General features: G+C 34.4%; 15 protein-coding genes. 5 read left to right on the top strand and 10 right to left on the bottom strand.

Annotation, left to right across the window (positions count from 1 at the left end):
- Positions 1 to 287: 287 nt before the first annotated feature.
- From C6H17_RS06245 to C6H17_RS06295, 10 genes are all read right to left on the bottom strand, one after another.
- Positions 288 to 1574: a PD-(D/E)XK nuclease family protein gene (locus C6H17_RS06245; protein WP_005219786.1), complete on the bottom strand. Its 1287-nt coding sequence runs from the start codon at positions 1572 to 1574 to the stop codon at positions 288 to 290.
- Positions 1575 to 1780: 206 nt separating this feature from the next.
- Positions 1781 to 3091 (bottom strand): PD-(D/E)XK nuclease family protein, encoded by a 1311-nt coding sequence (locus tag C6H17_RS06250; RefSeq protein WP_020995971.1) that lies wholly within the window; start codon positions 3089 to 3091, stop codon positions 1781 to 1783.
- 102 nt (positions 3092 to 3193) lie between these two features.
- Complete coding sequence (locus C6H17_RS06255; RefSeq protein ID WP_005219788.1) at positions 3194 to 5380, bottom strand: AAA family ATPase; 2187 nt, start codon at positions 5378 to 5380, stop codon at positions 3194 to 3196.
- Between the two features lie 212 nt (positions 5381 to 5592).
- Entirely contained in the window at positions 5593 to 7560 is a 1968-nt protein-coding gene (locus C6H17_RS06260; protein ID WP_104731379.1) for a DUF262 domain-containing protein, read from the bottom strand.
- Between the two features lie 42 nt (positions 7561 to 7602).
- Positions 7603 to 7728 (bottom strand): hypothetical protein, encoded by a 126-nt coding sequence (locus tag C6H17_RS13285; protein WP_020995972.1) that lies wholly within the window; start codon positions 7726 to 7728, stop codon positions 7603 to 7605.
- Positions 7729 to 7762: 34 nt separating this feature from the next.
- Positions 7763 to 8080: a hypothetical protein gene (locus C6H17_RS06270; RefSeq protein ID WP_020995973.1), complete on the bottom strand. Its 318-nt coding sequence runs from the start codon at positions 8078 to 8080 to the stop codon at positions 7763 to 7765.
- A 28-nt stretch (positions 8081 to 8108) separates the two neighbouring features.
- Complete coding sequence (locus C6H17_RS12905; protein ID WP_005219791.1) at positions 8109 to 8711, bottom strand: hypothetical protein; 603 nt, start codon at positions 8709 to 8711, stop codon at positions 8109 to 8111.
- Positions 8712 to 8742: 31 nt separating this feature from the next.
- Positions 8743 to 9567 (bottom strand): hypothetical protein, encoded by an 825-nt coding sequence (locus tag C6H17_RS06285; RefSeq protein WP_005219792.1) that lies wholly within the window; start codon positions 9565 to 9567, stop codon positions 8743 to 8745.
- 188 nt (positions 9568 to 9755) lie between these two features.
- On the bottom strand, positions 9756 to 10157 hold the full coding sequence (vapC, locus tag C6H17_RS06290; protein ID WP_005219793.1) for a type II toxin-antitoxin system tRNA(fMet)-specific endonuclease VapC: 402 nt from the start codon (positions 10155 to 10157) through the stop codon (positions 9756 to 9758).
- The gene (locus C6H17_RS06295) at positions 10145 to 10369 is read right to left on the bottom strand and encodes an antitoxin (protein ID WP_002957229.1); all 225 of its coding nucleotides are present in this window, start codon (positions 10367 to 10369) and stop codon (positions 10145 to 10147) included. Before C6H17_RS06295 ends, vapC begins: the two co-directional genes overlap by 13 nt.
- 135 nt (positions 10370 to 10504) lie before the next feature.
- Here C6H17_RS06295 and C6H17_RS06300 point away from each other — a divergent pair, with 135 nt between their 5' ends.
- The 5 genes from C6H17_RS06300 to C6H17_RS06320 all read left to right on the top strand — a co-directional run bounded on the left by C6H17_RS06300 (position 10505) and on the right by C6H17_RS06320 (position 17776).
- Positions 10505 to 11446, top strand: coding sequence for a helix-turn-helix transcriptional regulator (locus tag C6H17_RS06300; protein WP_020995974.1), 942 nt, complete (start codon positions 10505 to 10507; stop codon positions 11444 to 11446).
- A 105-nt stretch (positions 11447 to 11551) separates the two neighbouring features.
- Positions 11552 to 12703, top strand: coding sequence for a hypothetical protein (locus tag C6H17_RS06305; RefSeq protein WP_005219795.1), 1152 nt, complete (start codon positions 11552 to 11554; stop codon positions 12701 to 12703).
- A 449-nt stretch (positions 12704 to 13152) separates the two neighbouring features.
- Positions 13153 to 14316: a DUF4043 family protein gene (locus tag C6H17_RS06310; RefSeq protein ID WP_005219796.1), complete on the top strand. Its 1164-nt coding sequence runs from the start codon at positions 13153 to 13155 to the stop codon at positions 14314 to 14316.
- 276 nt (positions 14317 to 14592) lie between these two features.
- Entirely contained in the window at positions 14593 to 15237 is a 645-nt protein-coding gene (locus C6H17_RS06315) for a hypothetical protein (protein WP_005219797.1), read from the top strand.
- Positions 15238 to 15532: 295 nt separating this feature from the next.
- The gene (locus tag C6H17_RS06320) at positions 15533 to 17776 is read left to right on the top strand and encodes a hypothetical protein (RefSeq protein ID WP_104731380.1); all 2244 of its coding nucleotides are present in this window, start codon (positions 15533 to 15535) and stop codon (positions 17774 to 17776) included.
- The last annotated feature ends 98 nt before the right edge of the window (positions 17777 to 17874 follow it).

Genomic DNA, 17874 nt, shown 5'->3' on the forward strand with positions numbered 1-17874 from the left:
TAGGTTTGTAGGAACGGCTTCTTTTTTATGAGTTAAAAGCCATAGCAGCTTTTGACATTGCATACCTTTAATAAAGCGAGATTTTGAGAGATTCATAGTAGTCCTTTTGTAGAGATTTGTTTGTAAAAACCAAAGAGAAACTTTAATGCTATTTCGCATACAAACTTTGTCATATTAACATAATCTCTTGACAGCGTTATGACAAAGGAGTGAAATTTTTTAGAATTTTTGTGGATTGTGTGGCTCACAAAATAAGATTAGAAACTTATTTTGTGTTAGTTGTGTTATTATCCTTGATAGTCTTTAAGTTTTTCATTCAAGGCTTTAATCTCACCAATGGAATCTAAAAACTTTTTTAGCTCATTTTCTAGCGTTTCTATTTTATCTGTATGCCTATCTTTAAGCCACCAACCATTCATTTCAATACCTAAATATTCCGTGATTTTATTGTATTCATTGCGATATTTTTGGCAATCCGTATATTTGCCAAAAAGTCGCACACAAAGATTAGAGCTAATATATTGTTTTTTATCACATTGTATGCCAAATCCAATATAATTTTCTCCACAATCTTTAGGTTTAATTGTGTATGGATACCAGATACCACTCCAACCCCACTCGTCTTTTTTATCATCAATATTTGCTTTAACAATTTCAAAGCCATTTTTCTCTATTTCCTTTTTATATTTGCCCATAACCTCATTGTAATACTTGTCTAAAATAGATCCTCTCTTTTTTAGAATCTCAAAGACTATCCCCATATTTTCCTGCATATTGTTGTCTTTATTGTCTGTCAAAAATTTCGCTATATTCATTGTGTTCTCCTTTTTATTTGTAATGATTTGCACGACATCTTTATAGAAGTATAGTGCGGAATTTAGGTGTGTAATACAGCCAACTTTTGCTTGTGATTTTTTTATCCATTTTAGAATCTCATCTTTATAAGAGATAGCTTTAAATCTCACTTGATTACCCTGCTTATCTACAAGATAATCCCCTTGTATTTCCCATTCACCTAGACTATATTCTAAGGGCATTCGTTTATAGGGGGCAAGGTAGAGCACAGAGATATTTTTATAAGCTTTATTTGCTTGTGTAGTTTCACTCTCGCTAGATTCTAGCTCACTAGATTCCATATCATCATTAGAATCTCTATCGCTAGGTTCTAAACTAGATTCTAAGATTTGCTCTTTAACGATTTTGTCAATATATCGCTGTATTTGTTGCGGCTTGTCATCTGCCCAAATCTTATTTTCTATAATAATATGCCTATTGCCATTAGTGATATAAATATCAATGCGTTTTCTCTCTTTATGCACTTCTGCGTTACTTGTATCGCCAAACCACTCTTTAAGCCCCACGCATTCTAAAAATACTTCTAAAAACACATCGCCTTGATAGTGTTTGCCTAATGGATTTAAAAATCCGCATATTAACGCACTATGAAGTTTTACTTCATTACTTCCACTCCACATTTCAAGGTAGGGATTAAAGTCATTATTCCCACGCCTTTTATGAATCTCTGCCTGTTTTAAAAAGCCGCTTACTTTTTCAAAAAAGTCTTTATATTCCACGCTTTTCTCCTTTCTTTAAGGTTTAATGTAGTAAAGCTTAATCGCTACAAATCCAAATGCGTATTGTAATCAAAAAAAAAAAAACGCAACAAGGGTTTAAAAACTATTATCTAGCTAAATGATAACTGAATGTTTTGTATTATGCCCTTTAATGTGTTGATAATGAAGTTATAACACAGATCTTTGTCAGCGTTATGATAAAGATTCTAATCATCTTCACTAGGCAAAAACTTAGCAAGTTTTGAATCTTGTCCTTTTGCTAAATCATCTTTAATCTTTTGATTAAAGCTATAAACTTGCTCTCTCATACTTTCAAAAAAGTTTATAAATTTTTCTTGTGTGAAGTCTTTTAAATCAATTTCTTCAAATTCTTTTAATGTCAAATCGTATTTGTTGTATTGAAATCTGTATGGGTTGAAAGCTTCATCATTGACATTCAAGACTTCTTTTATCTTTTTAATAATGCTTTTTCTTTGTTCCGTGTTAGATTTTGAATTACATAAATAAATGTTAAGTGATATTTTCTCCTTGTCAGTAATTTCTGCTGCTATATAAAAACAAAAATTCTTTATTTCATCAAACTTACTATGTAGCAAAGTGATGCCTTTTCCATTACCCAAATCATTTATTTCATAATCTTTTTTATATTTACTTTCAATCTCCCTTGCAATCGCACTAAAATGTGCGTGTAGCACTTCATCTCGCCTAGCTACTAATTCTAAGGCTATCTCTAAAAACTGCTCGTTGCCCTTTTTATTAAAAAATGCTTGTAAATCCATTGTATTCTCCTTTTGTCCTGTTAGTCTTTTTACTACATCAGTGTAGCACTCTATCGCCATTCTTAGATTGCTTATCCCGCCTGCTTCATTTAGGGCAGAATCTAACCAATCTATCATTTCATTGTTATACGAGATTGCTTTAAATCGCACTTTATTATTTTCATTTACAAGAGAATCCCCTTGTATTTTCCATTTGCCTAGACTTTGCTGCGTAGGATTTTTAGCATCTGGTGTGAGATATAGCACAATAATATTTTCATAAGGTTGGCTTTGCTCTTGCTGTGTTTCATTTTCACTAGATTCTAGTTCATTAGATTCTATATCACTAAAATCTTTGCTTTGTTCTTTAGCTATTGTCTCAATATATCGCTCAATCTGTCTGTCTTGGTCTCTAGCCCAAATCTTATTTTCTATAATAATATGCTTATTATTATTTGTGATATAAATATCAATATTTTTATACTCTTTATACACTTCCGCATTACTTGTATTGCCAAACCACTTTTTTAAGCTAATAGAATCTAAAAAGAGTTTTAGAAATAAATCATCTTGATAATGCTCCCCACAAGGATTAAGCAGGGCGTATAAAAAGCCGCTGTGCATATTTGCTTCATCATCTAGCTTTTGCACGCAAAGCAAGGGATTAAAGTCATTTTGTCCTCGCTTTTTTCGCGCTTCAATATCGATAGTAAATTCCCTAAATCTTTCTAAAAGTAGCCCTAAATTTTCATCTGTCATTACACTTCCTTATAAATTTATATTGTATCACAACTCATTTAAAGACTCTAAAAGCCTATTAATGCACCCTAAATCTTGCACCTACTCTATAAGGCTGGGACTCTAAAACCCCATTTTTCTATTATTTGTATGTGTATCTTTAAGTCTAGATTCTTCTTGTAATTTCTCTAGTAATTGTTGTGAAGAAGTAATTGCTTCAAATCTAGCACTTCTAGCAAGTAAGGCAAAATCCCCAAAGCAAATATTATCTAGCTTTGCTATCTCTTTTTTAGCAAAGCTAGATTCTAAAAAGGCTACATAATCACTAAGCCCTAAATATCTAGCATATAATCCAAAGGCTTTTATGAATCTAGCAGAATCTAGTGGTTTAAACTCTACTTTTATATCAAATCGCCTGATACTTGCTTTATCTAAATTCGTCATAAAGTTTGTTGTGGCGATAAAGATTCCAGAAAAACTCTCCATTTGTGTAAGCATTTCATTCACTTGAGTAACTTCCCAACTATGATATGCCCCGCTTCTATCTTGTAAAAAGCTATCTACTTCATCAAGCACAAGTATTGCTCCTTTTTGTTCTGCCTCACTAAAAGCTTTTGCGATATTTTGCTCACTCTTTCCTAGCCACATAGAGAGTAAATCACTCGCCTTTTTTAACATTATAGGTTTATCTAGCTCTTTTGCTAAGGCTTTGGCAAACTCACTTTTGCCACTTCCAGCCATTCCATAAGCTAAGATTCTAATGCCTTGTGTAGAATCTGTGGTTGCAAAATCTTTAGAATCTTTTGTCCCACATACATTTTTGATTTTTTCACATAAGCTTTTCATATCCACACTTGCGTTAATTAAGCTCATATCATAGGGCAGATTCTGCTCTTTTTTCACATTAATAGAAATGAGCTTTTCTCCCTGCAGTTTTAAATGCTCATTTAGCACTTGGATAAGGCTTTCTTTAATGCTTTTTTGTCGCTCTTTTGGGCTTTGTGTGGATAATTTATGTTTAGCTAGAGTTTTAGCTACTTTACACGCTGACAAAAGCACGCCTTGTGAAAGGCTAGATTCACTTATTTGACTAATGATTTTAGAATCTAGCTTTATCTTTTGAGATTTCAAAGACTTTTGTATTAACTCTTCTTTTTTCTCTTTTGTTGGAGCGTGGATTTCAAGCACAATGTCAAATCTCCGCAAAAACGCTGGGTCAATATCCGCACTATTGCTTAGAAAAATGCTTGGGATTTTCACAGATTCTAGCATTTTATTGAGTGTGTTTTTACTTGCTTTGTCTTCATTGTATTTGGGATACAAGCTGGGGAAAAACTCTTCGCACTCATCAAGCAAAATCACAGATTTATCAGCATTTAGCATAGATTGAGCCCTTATAAACTGCTCGAGTCTATCCTCTCTCATTATGCCTTGTGTATCAATATTGTGAATCTCCCATAAGTCTTTATCTAACTCTTTTGCTATAAGAGCTGCGATTTCATTCTTACCCACACCTGCCCTGCCATAGAGAAAAATGCTAGGATTTTTCGTATTTTTACAATAATCTAAAAGCATATCTAAATCTCTTTGCATATAGTTGAAGTCAGCTCTCTTTAATGTGCTTTTGGGGTAGATTCTAGCAATGGATTTCATCATCTCTTGTTTGCTAAGAGGCTCTACCATAAGTTTTTCGGCTAAGCCCTCTAATTCAAAATTACCATATTTAAGATTTTCATCAATAAAACCAAACTTTCTCAGTGGCATATCTGCCATAAGTAGCTTTTGAATCTTTGTGTGGTTTGTCTTTAATACACTTGCTAAAAGCAAACAAAACTCAAAATAATCAAGCTTATCATCATAGTATCTGCTCATCTTATCAAACAAGCCGATGACATATAAGATATTTGTCTCAAGCTCACTTAGCCCAAAGCACTCTTGTAAAAGGGCTAGATTCTTACGCACAAATAGCTTGGGCTTTAATATATGAAAATGTGCTAAAAGATAGGGTGTGATAAACTCTGCTACCATAGATTCATCACTAAAATCAGCTAAATTTGCATTAAAATGCTTTCTAAAAAGTTTAAAACACTCATCAAAATCCGCTGTATGTGGAAAAAGGGCTAAAAGATGTGCAACAAAAAGCTTTCTCTCATAGTCTTTATCGTTGGCTATGGGCTTAAAGGGTAAGAGCTTTTGCAGGACTTCTTTGTTAGAATCTATAAGTGTGCCTTCTATTTTCTTTATTGCTCTTAGTCTTTTTGCTTTATATTTGCTTACAGCCCTATTTTCTCTTTGTGCTTGTGTTGCCATAATCGCTCCTTGTGTGTATTTCAAAGTGAAGTATCACTTTGATGAGTGAAGTTATAGCAAAGAGCTTTGACAGCATTATGATAAAAAGTGAAAAAAGTAGAAAAATACGGAGAGATTAAAAAATAGTAATGTGTAGTTATATTGCTTGAGATTCTGTGTGAATATTACAAGAAACACAGCACAGAATCTCAAATGTGGTTAATTGATGAGCTTTAAGAGATTCTAAAACATAGTTTTTTCTTGTATTCTCTTTGTTCTTTTGCCCAATCCGCAGCATCATTTTTATCCCAATATTCCAATATCTCATCAATCCCCCAACGAGCAAATAAAAAGTCTAACAATTTTTCCGTCCGTTTTTCAATTTCTGCTTTTCCCCATTGTTTTTCTTTAGAGATTTCTATTTCTGCATATGAACCATTAGAAAACTTTTCTTTTTTATTTTCAAATGGATTATTGAGAAGACTTGAGTTTTTAGCACGAGAGAGCGGCACAAGATTACCTAATGCGTGTGTTAATTTTTTGATATTTTGATTTCTTACTCTCTCTTGTTTGCCTTTTATGCCACTTGTGCTATTGAGCATTTTTTGCCACTCTGCATTTGGAGTTTGGGGCAGGATATGCTCTATTGTCTCGTGTTCTTTTTGGTTTGGTTTGATAAAGATTTTCCACTCAATTTTTCTACCTTGAGTTTTTGGGATTAGACTTTCTTCATATTCAAAGAGAAAATATCGCAATCTACTCCAACTAAAAAATCCCTTATCATCGTGTTTTTTGAAATTATCATTTATGTGATTATAAAATTTTATGAAATCAAAATTATGGCGACAAATTTCATACACAGAATCGATTATAGAATCCAAAGTGATTTCTTGATAATAAAACCATCTTGAAAAGTTATATATACTAGGGCTTTCGAGCGAGGCTTGACGTGGTGAAAGCCCAAAAACAAGAAAAAGACACCGCTCAATTTCTTTCAAAGCCTTAATTATTTCTTCATCGCTTATATTATATTCTTTTCTTTTATGTAAAATAGCTAGAATAAGCGGTTGAAATGAGCCAAAACCTAAACGAGAGATTTTCTTTAACCAATTTTTAATTTCTTCATTATTGCCAAGATTATTTCTTTCATAGTCTGTATCACCCTCTTCAATATTGTGGATAAAGTAATAATGCTTTGCAGATTCTGCGAGGCTTTTAATATATTTCTCTATCTCTTCTCTATTGCATTTTTCCGTATCATTAGATTGTAAAAGGTTTTTGAGTGTAAATTTTTCATTAAGCAAAAATTCTCTATGCGGATTATTCGTCTTGCGATTGTATGTAAAATACATAATCCAATGTTGTTTCAAAAAATCATCATCATTCAAAGGTTTATTTGGATTTTTGCCTAACATTTCATAGATTTGTCCCCAATAATTATTAATATCTTCTCTCAACTGATTAGAATCTGGGATTCTTGTGCTGAGATAAATGAGACGATTTTTTAAAAGCTCTAGGGTAGAGAGTGGCTTACCGCGATTATTCATTGTTTCAAATGCTACAAATACATCAAAATCATTAGCAATCTCATAAACATTAAACATAAAATTCTGCGTTAATGTTTTAAACAACTCTTCTTTATATTCCTTTGTCGCTTCAGCAATTTTCTTCTCAAAGAATTCTTTTGCATTTTTAAGATTTCTTGTGTAGATACTATCTGTGCCACGATTCGTGCTAGAATCATCGCCAAAAATCTGCGTCTTAAGACATTCAAAGCTTGGATTATCTCGCATATAGCCAAAGTAATAATATTTCGTTTCGTCCTCCGTTTTGCTACCAATATACTGCTTACGCAATTCTTCAAGCTCTTCTCCCGCAAACCACTCTTTATCTTGAACGGATTCTAACAATACTTGTATAAGTATGATACTTGTAGTAAGCCGTTGTTGCCCATCCACGACATAGTAAGCATCTTTTTCTCGTGCCACCCTATCTTCTATCCATTGAGATTTTCTTTTTTCATCATCTGACACCAATTCAATGCTTAACACGCCCGTGTAGTGTTTAGAGCCTTTTGAGGTTTCTAAATCCTCCCAAAAATCTTCCAATTGATTTTTACCCCAAGCATAGCCTCGTTGATAATCGGGTATGCGATAAAACTTCTTATTGAATAAATCACGCAAATTCTTAAGCCCATTCATATTGTTTCTCCTTAAAATGTAATATGTGTGTGCGTATTATAATCAAAAAAAAAAAAACAAATAAAGCAAGGGATTAAAGTCATTTTGCCCTCGCTTTTTTCGCGCTTCAATATCGATAGTAAATTCCCTAAATCTCTCTAAAAGTAGCACTAAATTTTCATCTGTCATTACACTTCCTTACTAAATATAGTTGCGTATTGTATCACACTTGCGGCGTTTGTTTGCGTGTCTTATCTGCCTTTAGTATCTCAATATACTCATCAATCTCTTCATACATATACTCCCAACTAATGAAGCGAAAATATAATGAGTTTTCAATCTCTGCTATAAGCGTATCATCGCATTGTATATCCGCTTTCATCAAGCATTCAGCCACCTTGTTTTGGTAGAAGTCCCCATTTGTTAGCCACTGCTTTGTGGCTATATCAAAACGATGTGTTACTTCGCTATTATATTCATCATACGGATTCATAAAATCTTGCTTACGATGATAATCTTTTGTCTTATCTTTATCTGCCATATTTTCCCCTTGATTTTGTCGCCATAGACTAAACACTTAGCGTTACAGATATTACGCCTTGTGCGAATTGAGCTTGTGGGTTGTCCTTGAGATTGCCCTGTGTGTCAAACTCATAGCGAGTGCCATTATAAAATACATAATATTCCAAAATATCGCCCCCAATACTTAGCCTGCCATTGTATTTGGTATAGTGCTTTAGCACCACTTCTTTTGCGATTTGTAAAATCTCTGCAAGATTTAGGGTAGCTTGTGCATATTGCGGCTCGGGTATAAGTGGGTTGGCAGTGTGCCAACGAATGCGATATTGTGTTTTGAAATTTATGCGTGCTTCTCTTAAGATTCTAAGATTCTCAAGCCTAGAGATAGAATCTTGCAAAAGTGTTTCAAACTCACATTGATTGACGCCCAAATCTCTCTGCGATTGCTTTGCGACTGCTAGGAAAAACTCTTTTGAGTTATATACTAAATCATAAGAAAATGTGTCTAAAAACTCTAGCAAATGCAAGGAGTCACAAAAGCATTTTTTAGTCTTTTGTGCCTTAGTGTCATTGTGATAGCCCAGAATCTTCATATCGCATTCTCTAAGCCAAGCTTGCATATAGGAAAAGAGATTTTCTTGTGTGATTTGCATTTTCTCTCCTTTGTTGTGTTGATGAGTGAAGTTATAGCACAGAGCTTTGATAGCTACTTTTATCTACAAACATAAGACTCCTTTCTTCAAAGATATATCTCAGCATAAAGGGTGATAAAGTTTTGTTTGTAATACTCTCTGTAATCATAGAATCTGATCGCAGATATTCCTCTGCATCTATGCGTGGATTTTGCTTATCAAATCTTGGGAGGGCGTAATACAAATAAGAAATATTATGAAATCGCGCGAGGCTTCCGCGCGCCTGCCGCCGCAGTGAGCTGTTTTCCATAGTTTGATAAAAGCGGATTCCAATAAGCTCTGTCCCCTCTGTCTCTAAAAACCACCGATGAAACATATTTATCACCCTTTGTGGGCTTATGCGTCTCTTGCCGATGTAGGGCTTAAGCCCTATGCCGCGTTTATGCGGAGCAAAGCCGTGCATTACTCCGCCACTTGAGAGATAATAAGCATTGCCACACGCCCTGCCAAGCTTACCAATCTCAATGCAATCTGCGGTGTTCTCACCCCATACAAGATAGAAACACCACTCATATTTTGAGCCCGTGTCACCTTGTAAGCCAGAATCTGTATTTTGCTCCTGTGCTGAGTTATTATCTTGCTTGTATAATGTCTTTGATACCGTGCAAAAGCTCACACAAGAAATACCCCTTTCATTCAGCATTAGCCCTAAAAACTTGTGTCGATAGAAGTTCTCTTGCTCACTTATGGCCTGCTTTTTTCCATTGATCATTTTATAAGTCCTATACGCAGAGATAATCCCCATAAACTCGGCATTTTGTGCGGTAGCAAAGATAGATTCCAATGCGTCTTTTGTGTAATGTGTGCTTAAAGTCATAACGCTCCTTTATGATGTGATGAAGACAGATGAAGTTATAGCACAGGGCTTTGACAGCGTTATGACAAAAATAGGTATTTTTATAGAAGTGGTGCGTAATATAAAGTAATTGAAACGATGGATTATAAAGGGCTATCAAGGGTTATAAATTGCAGGGGCAGAGAAATAGGGCGTATTTATGACATAATTCACACCCAATTTTCCATTTTTAGATTCTTGACTCTTTGAAACTCTTTTGTGTTGTTTGTAATGAGTGTTAAATCATTTGCAAGAGCTACGGCTGAAATAAGCATATCCATAGCACCTATGAGAGATTTTCTACATTCTAAATCCGCTCTAATTTTTGCATATACAAGCGCTTCTTTATGTGTGAAATCTATGACTTTAAGGTGTGTTAGGAATGTATTAAGAGCATTTGTATTTGCTTCTTTATATTGAGATTTTTCTACACCAAAGTATAATTGGGCTACACTGATAGAGCTTATAGCAATATCACCTATTCTGTATTGTAAAAATCTATCTTTAATATATTGCGGTTTATTATTGATAATATAAATACATATATTTGTATCAAGCATTACTTTTGCCATTCTCTATCCTGCAATATAAGTTCATCTCGCTTTATTTCGCCCTTAAAGCTATCTATTGCTGAAAATAGACTATCCCAATTTGAGTTAGCTGGTGTTAAAACAATGTTGTTATTTATTTGTTTTATATTAAACTCACAATCCTTAGTAAGATTCAATGCCTTTGGTAATCTTATCGCAAGTGAATTACCACTTTTAAATACTTTTGCTTTCATATTTCACCCCTAATAAATATATACAACAAGTATATACAAAATTTTTAAACATTGTAAGATAAAATCCCATTGACGCCATTATGTCAATCCTAACTTTTATCCTTTATAATCAGCAGAAAAACAAAAGGATTCACAATGCCACTGCACGATTATGAAACAAAAATGGCTCGTATCAGTAAAATCTACACCGCATTACACAACCCCGAAAATAATGGAGTGATATGTGCGAAAGAATTAGCCAAAGAGTTTAGCGTTAGCCTTAGGACATTGCGGCGAGATGTAGAGAATATGGGTGCAGAATATAGCTATAAGAAAGATAAAATCTATTTTCACGGGCACTACACAACAAAAGAAAATGATGAGTTATCTATGGCATTTTTGCTTCTAAAAAGCTTTGCTTATAGTATGGGTGGGGCTACAAAAACACAAATGCTTTCCTTACTTGAAAATCTAGAATCTAAAAGCCAACCTAAACAAAGCACAGATATATTTTTCACTCGCTCAAATTTAGAGGAAATCACCCTTGATACCGAATCTATTCTGCTTTTACAAAAAGCTATAAAAGAGCATATGATAATTCAATTCAAGTTTTTACAAGAGCTAAATAACACTAAAACCCACACGCAAAGAGAAGTATTACCACTAAAGATTCTAAACTTTAATGGTGAGTGGTATCTTTTGGGATTAGAATCTAGTGTGATGAAAAAGTTTTATCTCAATAACATTATTGACATAAAGGAAGTAAGGCAGGGTGAGAGTGTGAGTGAAGAAGTATTAGGGCGATTAGATAATGCCTTAAATGCGTGGTTTGTGCCTGAAGCAAAGCCTTTTATGGTGAGATTATGGGTAGATTCTAAAGTCGCAAAGTATTTTAAACGCAAGAAAATCTCGCCAAATCAGCATTTAGATGAAAATAAAGATGGTAGCCTTGATATTACCCTGCATATTACAAGCTATATGGAGATTGCCCCTTTAGTGCTAAAGTGGATACCAAGCGTAGTGGTATTAGAGCCACAAGGGCTTAAAGATTTTATTAAAAAGAGGGTGAGAGAGTATTTGGGGGTTTTGGAATCCTAACTTTTAGAATCTTGTCATTTTTGCAAGTGTAGGTAAGAGCTTTGCTTATGTAATCTTTTGAAAAATGAAATATCTTTTAGTGTATAGAGTCTAGATTCTATAAAAATGCACCCTAAACCCTGCACCCACACAGATTTGGTGGAGATTCTAGATACTATGCGAAACAGACAGAGTAAAGAAATGCCCGGCAGCAATCATTATGACTATGAGTATAGTAAAAGGGGTTTTAATATAAAGCTAGAAAAAGCAAAAGATTTAGATATTACAAAAGATTTAGCACATCAGGCAGCAGTCGCACAAGTGGTAAAAGGGGGCGTTTTGGCTTTATGCAGTTTGCATTATTGCAAAAGATATAAGGCTTTGCCAGAATTTAACGATATTTGCGAAGTAAAAGCACATATCCCAACAGATATGCAAGAGCAAGAAATAAATCCAAGCATAAAACGCTTTAATAACCAAATCGCACATAAACAGCTAAAAGATTCACAAAACAGATACAAAGAGGGCTATCAGCCAAAAATCACGCATTATTTAAAGCTTGATTTAATCGATGAAAGCATAGACAGATATTATAGAGATTATATGAATCTATACAGCCAATTAAGCGAGGAGAGTAAGCTAAAGTTTGGTTTTGTGGAATTAACAGAGAGTAAAGAGGCATGGTTTTATTCCCCACATATTTGCAAAGAAAAAACACAGGGCAAAAGAAACCCTCCAAGTGAAGAAGAAGCAAAAAAGATTATAGAAAACTACACAAAACAAAGAGAGATAAAGAAAAAGGAATTTGAGAGTAAAGAAGAGAATGCAAATAAAAGATTTTATTTAAGGCAGGTTGATTTAAGTAGGACAGATTTAACCCTAAAAAAATATGCGTTTCAAAAAGGGGATTATGTATTTAGCGATAGCAATCATAAAATATTTATTGCAAGTTATGATGGCGAAGGGTTTAGACACACAATAAAAACACAATACTTTTATGTAGATAGCATTGCAACAGGGGAGTTTAGCATTCATCCTTATGAAGTGGAAACATTCACAGGCGGTGGGGAAAACGGCTGGGAAAGTGAATGGGTAACATATTATCGCCTACTTATCACACACAGAGTTACACTCAAACACAAAGTCGATAAAGATTTTCTACAAAAAGAAATAGGCAAACTTGTTACACAACTTGCAATCGATGGAAAGAATCATGGCTTACCACAAAATACAACAGATAAGAATTTAGATAATTTAATACAAAATGGAATGTTATAAGTTTTGTTAGTCTCTGTTTTGCTAAAGAAGCTTTATTTGTAGATTTGAAGTATAATTTTACTGCCGCTTAAGCTACGAACTTAAGCGGCAATTTTCTCTTTTCTAGCAAGAGCCAGAAAGGAGGCTTTGTTTTTAACATGTTTTTACACAACATAAAATAACACCACAAAGCAAAGAAACCACATAAACGCAACAAAGCCCTAAAACCATGCAAAAGACAAAACCAGCTTTTTAAGATTGCGTTATAGCTTTTGTAATTTTTTCTAAATTTTGGCTAGGAGTTATCTAAGCGATAATGACTAGTCAAAATTTAGAAAATTTGCGAAATGTATAACCAAAATGAAAGCTTTAAAAAAGAAAAAATAAAAAACAAAATATCCCCCCCTTTAAATGAACACAAAAACAAACTAATATACAAAACAAATACTCACAACACAGGAGCTAAGACAATGAGTTACACTCTAACAGATATTATAAATAACCCTAACATAGGCATTGAAATCGGCAAAGAAATAGAGTCTATGAGTTGGATTAAAAGCCCTTTTGAACCACTTGTAGGGCAGGGAAGCGACAGAGGCATAAGAAGTTATCAAATCGCAAATAAACAGCCATTCCGCCCACGACTTAAAGCAAGATTGACCGGCACAGGAGTCCAAGATAATGAGGAATTTCAAACAAATTATGATGAAATGGAAATCCTAAATCAGACAATTTACCCAAAAATTAGCGGTAATGGTTTATTAAGCCCAGTATTTCATTATAGTGAAATGCAGTTTATTGACTTTGAAAAAGAAGCAAAAGATAGCCTTGCCACATGGATGATGGATACAAGAGATAAGCAATTTATAGCCGCTTTAACAAATGATTTAACAAACTGCGTAGTAGCTGATGCCACAAATGGCTACAAAGACACCACAGCTGAGACAAGTGTCAAAAATGCAAGTAAAAAGATACAAAAGGGCGATACAATCAGCGTTAAAGCAATCCGCAGGGCGATTTTTCTAGCAAGGACTGGCATTGATTATAAAAATAGAGAGATTTTCCCACTTAAACCAATCCGCGCACAAAGCATGAGTAATGGCGGTATAAGCACAATGCACTATTCTTATATTATCATGCTTGATAGCTATGGAATCCAGCAGTTAAAGAATGATGAAGAATGGCGAGATATGCAAAAATACGCAGGGGAGAGAGGACCTAGCAATAATCTTTTTATGGGATTAGTAGGTATGATTGATGGCTGTCCGGTATTAGACTTTGGCGTATGGAGTGAAGCAGCAGCGGGATTATGTAATAGTGAAGTCAAAGATAAAGACTTTTTACGCTTTTTAAATAAAGATAACACACATAATAAGATTGTAAAGCCTAGTGATTATGCAGACGCACAGCCGGTATCAATAGGCTTTTTAATTGGGGCAAGTGCATTGTTAATCGCAGGGAATTTAAGCCCTAGAATGTATGTAGAACAAAAAGATGCAGGAAGGAAAATCGCCGTTGGTATGGATAGAGTTATGGCGATTGCTAAAGCTAGATTTGGGGAAGATGATAACGGGTTATTAAAGTATAGCGGGCAGGATTTTGCAACGATTGGGTTGTTTTATTCTAAAGAATAAGTAACTAGTTATTAAAGATTCAGCTTCGATTATACATTTAAGCGATTTTTGAAAAAATAAGCTAGTCATTACCAACAAAGGTAACTCCTAGCTATTTTTTCAAAAAAGCCCTTAAAGCCATAATGCAAATCTTAGAATCTAGTTTAGTTACATGCAAGGCGATAAAGCTAAAAAGCAAGGCAGCCTAAAAGGCAGATAAACCAGCTTTCCAAGATTGATGGTAGGCTTTTAATGTTTTTACGATAAAAGCTTTAAGAAATTAAAAAAGGATAACAAATGGCACTAAGGCGTAAAACACCGCAAGATAAAGACATTCAGCAATTACAAATAAAAGAATTACAAGAAATTGTAACAAATCTCACAAAAGAAATACAAGAGCTAAAAGAGCAACAAAAAAGCGAGGGCAATTTAGGCGAAGTGGTGAATACACTTATACAAGAGATTAAGGGTTTGCAAGATTTTACATTTTCGTTGCAGAAAACCTTAAAAGAACATGCAGAAAATAGTCAATACCTACTCTCTAAGATTAATAAAACCGAAGGTATTGCAGATAAAAACGCAGGTGATATTTATAACCTAAAGATAAAAGAGGGTTTGCATAGTGATTTACTCGATAGGGCAAAGCCTATTATTGATATTGCAGATCCTTTGTCTAAAGTTGCATTTAGAATCCAAAAGCTAGAAACAAGTTTGCAAAAAGTAACTAAAGATTTTAACCCCCAAGAGTTAAAAGAGAGACAAGAAGTAAATACTAATTGTATAGCCGATTTGCAAACAGACTTTTTATTGCACGGGCAAATGTTGGCAGATTTAAGGCTAGAGATTGAAAAAGTAAAACAACTTCAAACCCTGCATGATAAGCAAATACGCGCCCTGATACATGAAGTAAGTAAAAGTGTATGGGAAAAATTGTTTAAGTAGTCGTTTGTCTTTTGGACGCTTTTAAGTGAGTTATCAATTTTTGTTCGGTCATTACCTATTAGGTAACTCCCTTCACAAAAATTTCAACAACACTTAAAATCGCCTCAAAATACTTCACGCTTTAAAGTCTCTAGTTTGCAGTTAAAGCAAACAGGCAGATTTGTCATCAAAGCCCAAACATCTTTTTATTTGCAAAGCTAGAGATATTTCGCCTTGCGGCTCAACATGACAAAAGGGTAAATCATTAATTTGTTACCACGAGATGAAAGCTTTTAAAATTAAAAAAGGATTAAATATGAATGACACACAAGAATTTCAAAGAACAACAATAGCAGAAGTTACACAAAACACACAAGCAGATTCTAGCCCAGATGAAAGCCAAAAGATGGGCGAAGCAAATGCACTAGATTCTAAAACACAAGACACACAAACAGAATCTACACAAGCCCAAAGCATTACAGAGCAATTACATAACGCCATGCAAGAAGTGGATAAAGAGATCGCCCAAGAAGTAAAAGATAAAAAAGCAGACTTAGCAAACCCCATAAATCCCCCACAAAGCATAACCCAAGCAGATAAAGACAGGCTAGAAAAAGTCTATACAGCAATGCAAGATGCACTCACACAGAATGCAAACTTTATTATTAAAACAGATTTGAGTTTAAGGGGCATTACTGAACTCATTGCTATCATGCGTATTTTAAATGACTTTTATTTGTATCATGTAGAATTGTTGAAAGATAATAAAAATAGCATTGAAATAGCAGTGATTGACATTGAAGCGATGAATAAGAGATTTAGCGAAATGGTGAGACTTGCAAACAGCTACATCATGCAAGCCTTAAAAGAAATAGATAATGCAAACGCTACTTCCCTTGCCCTGCGTAATGAAATAGAAGCCCTGCATGATGCTTGTCAGCTAGATTTAGCCGATACAAAAAACACCATGCAAAAGGTTACACAAACCTATGAGAAATTACAGCTTATAGAACATAATATAGGGAATTTAGAACAAGCCATAGAAGAGTTTGAAAGGCTTACAGAGAATAATGAAAGCCTTTTAAATGATATGCGAGATTTCTTAAATACAGAGTTAAATAACGCCATTGCAGCCTTAATGCTAAAAAAAGAAGAGTATGAAAGAGATTTGCAAGATAATTACACAGGATTACAAGAAGCCTTTAATAAGCTTTTAGCCAAACTCCAAACACAAGCCCAAGATTTCATAGTAGAATCAAATCAAATAAAAACAGACACAATCAATGAGATAAATTCTGTTGCAAACAATAGACTCCAAGAAGTAAAAGCCCTTGATACTGAAGTAAATGCAAGACTGACAGCCTTGCGTGATGAATCTTTACAAGCCCTAGATACAAAGAAAACAGAGGGGCTTTTAGAGTTAGAAAATAAAGCGCATGAGCTAGCCACTGAGTGTAATACAAAAAAAGAGTTATACCTCCAAGCAATCACAGATTTAAGCGAAAAAAGCTTAGAATCTATCACAGCAAAAGGCGATGAGAAAAAAGCCGAACTAGAAACACATACGCAAAACTTCATACAAGAAGCAGAAAATAAAAAGCAAGAGATAACAAATACGCTAGATTCTAAAAAAGCCGAGTTAGAACAAGCAAAAGAAAATGGGCTAAATGAGATACGACAAGAGGCAAGCACACATGAGACACAACTCCAAACCAAGCTAGAAGAAAGCCTAGAATCTATCATTCAAAAAGGTGAGGAAAAAATACAAGAAATAGAAAACAACACCACACAAGCAAATACAAATCTAGACTCTAAACTCCAAGAGATAGAAACAAAAACACAGCAAGTAGAAAACAATGTCAATACAATGATACAAGAGCATAATACGCATTTAAACAGCTTTGCTACACAATCACAAGAAGCCTTAAATGCGATTAAAACAGAGGGTATGCAAGAGATTCGCACAGAAGCCCAAAGACTATTAGAACAAATCAAAAATAACACGACCACACTTGATCAAAATGTAAGGCAAGAGTATGAGACATGGCTTTTAAACTTGCAAAATAAAGGACAAGAAGCACAAAATTTAATACAAGAGGGCATAAATACAACAATCCCAAATGCCCTGCAAAACTCTCAAACAGAACTAGAGACGAAGAAAGAAGAGCATATACAAAGCATAGATTCACAAAAAGAAAGCAGTTTAGAATCTATAAATGAACTCACAGAACAGACAATAAATCAGCTAAAAAGCACATTTTCTTTTTTAATGAGTGATTTAACTCATGAAAATTTCACACAGACAACAACTTGGACTAAGCCACAAAATGTAAAAAGAGTGTTTGTAAATGTCTTAGGTGGCACAGGGGCAAATAATGCAACAACAAGAGGCACGCCATCTTCCTTTGGATCTCATGTAACCGCACAAGGTGGCGTGGGAAATGCAGGGGGAAATGGGCAGTTTGGGGAAATGAAGTTTAGCATTGTGGATATAGAAGAGAGTGAAACTGGCATAAATGTAAGTATAGGGGCGGGGGGAAGTGTGGATATATTTTATTAACCTAAAGATTCAGCCTTGATTATACATTCACAAGTTTTAGCCCTTAAAATAGCTAGTCATTATCGCAAAAGATAACTCCTAGCTATTTTAAGGGCTAA

This window comes from Helicobacter rappini, assembly GCF_900198625.1.
Lineage (GTDB): Bacteria > Campylobacterota > Campylobacteria > Campylobacterales > Helicobacteraceae > Helicobacter_A > Helicobacter_A rappini.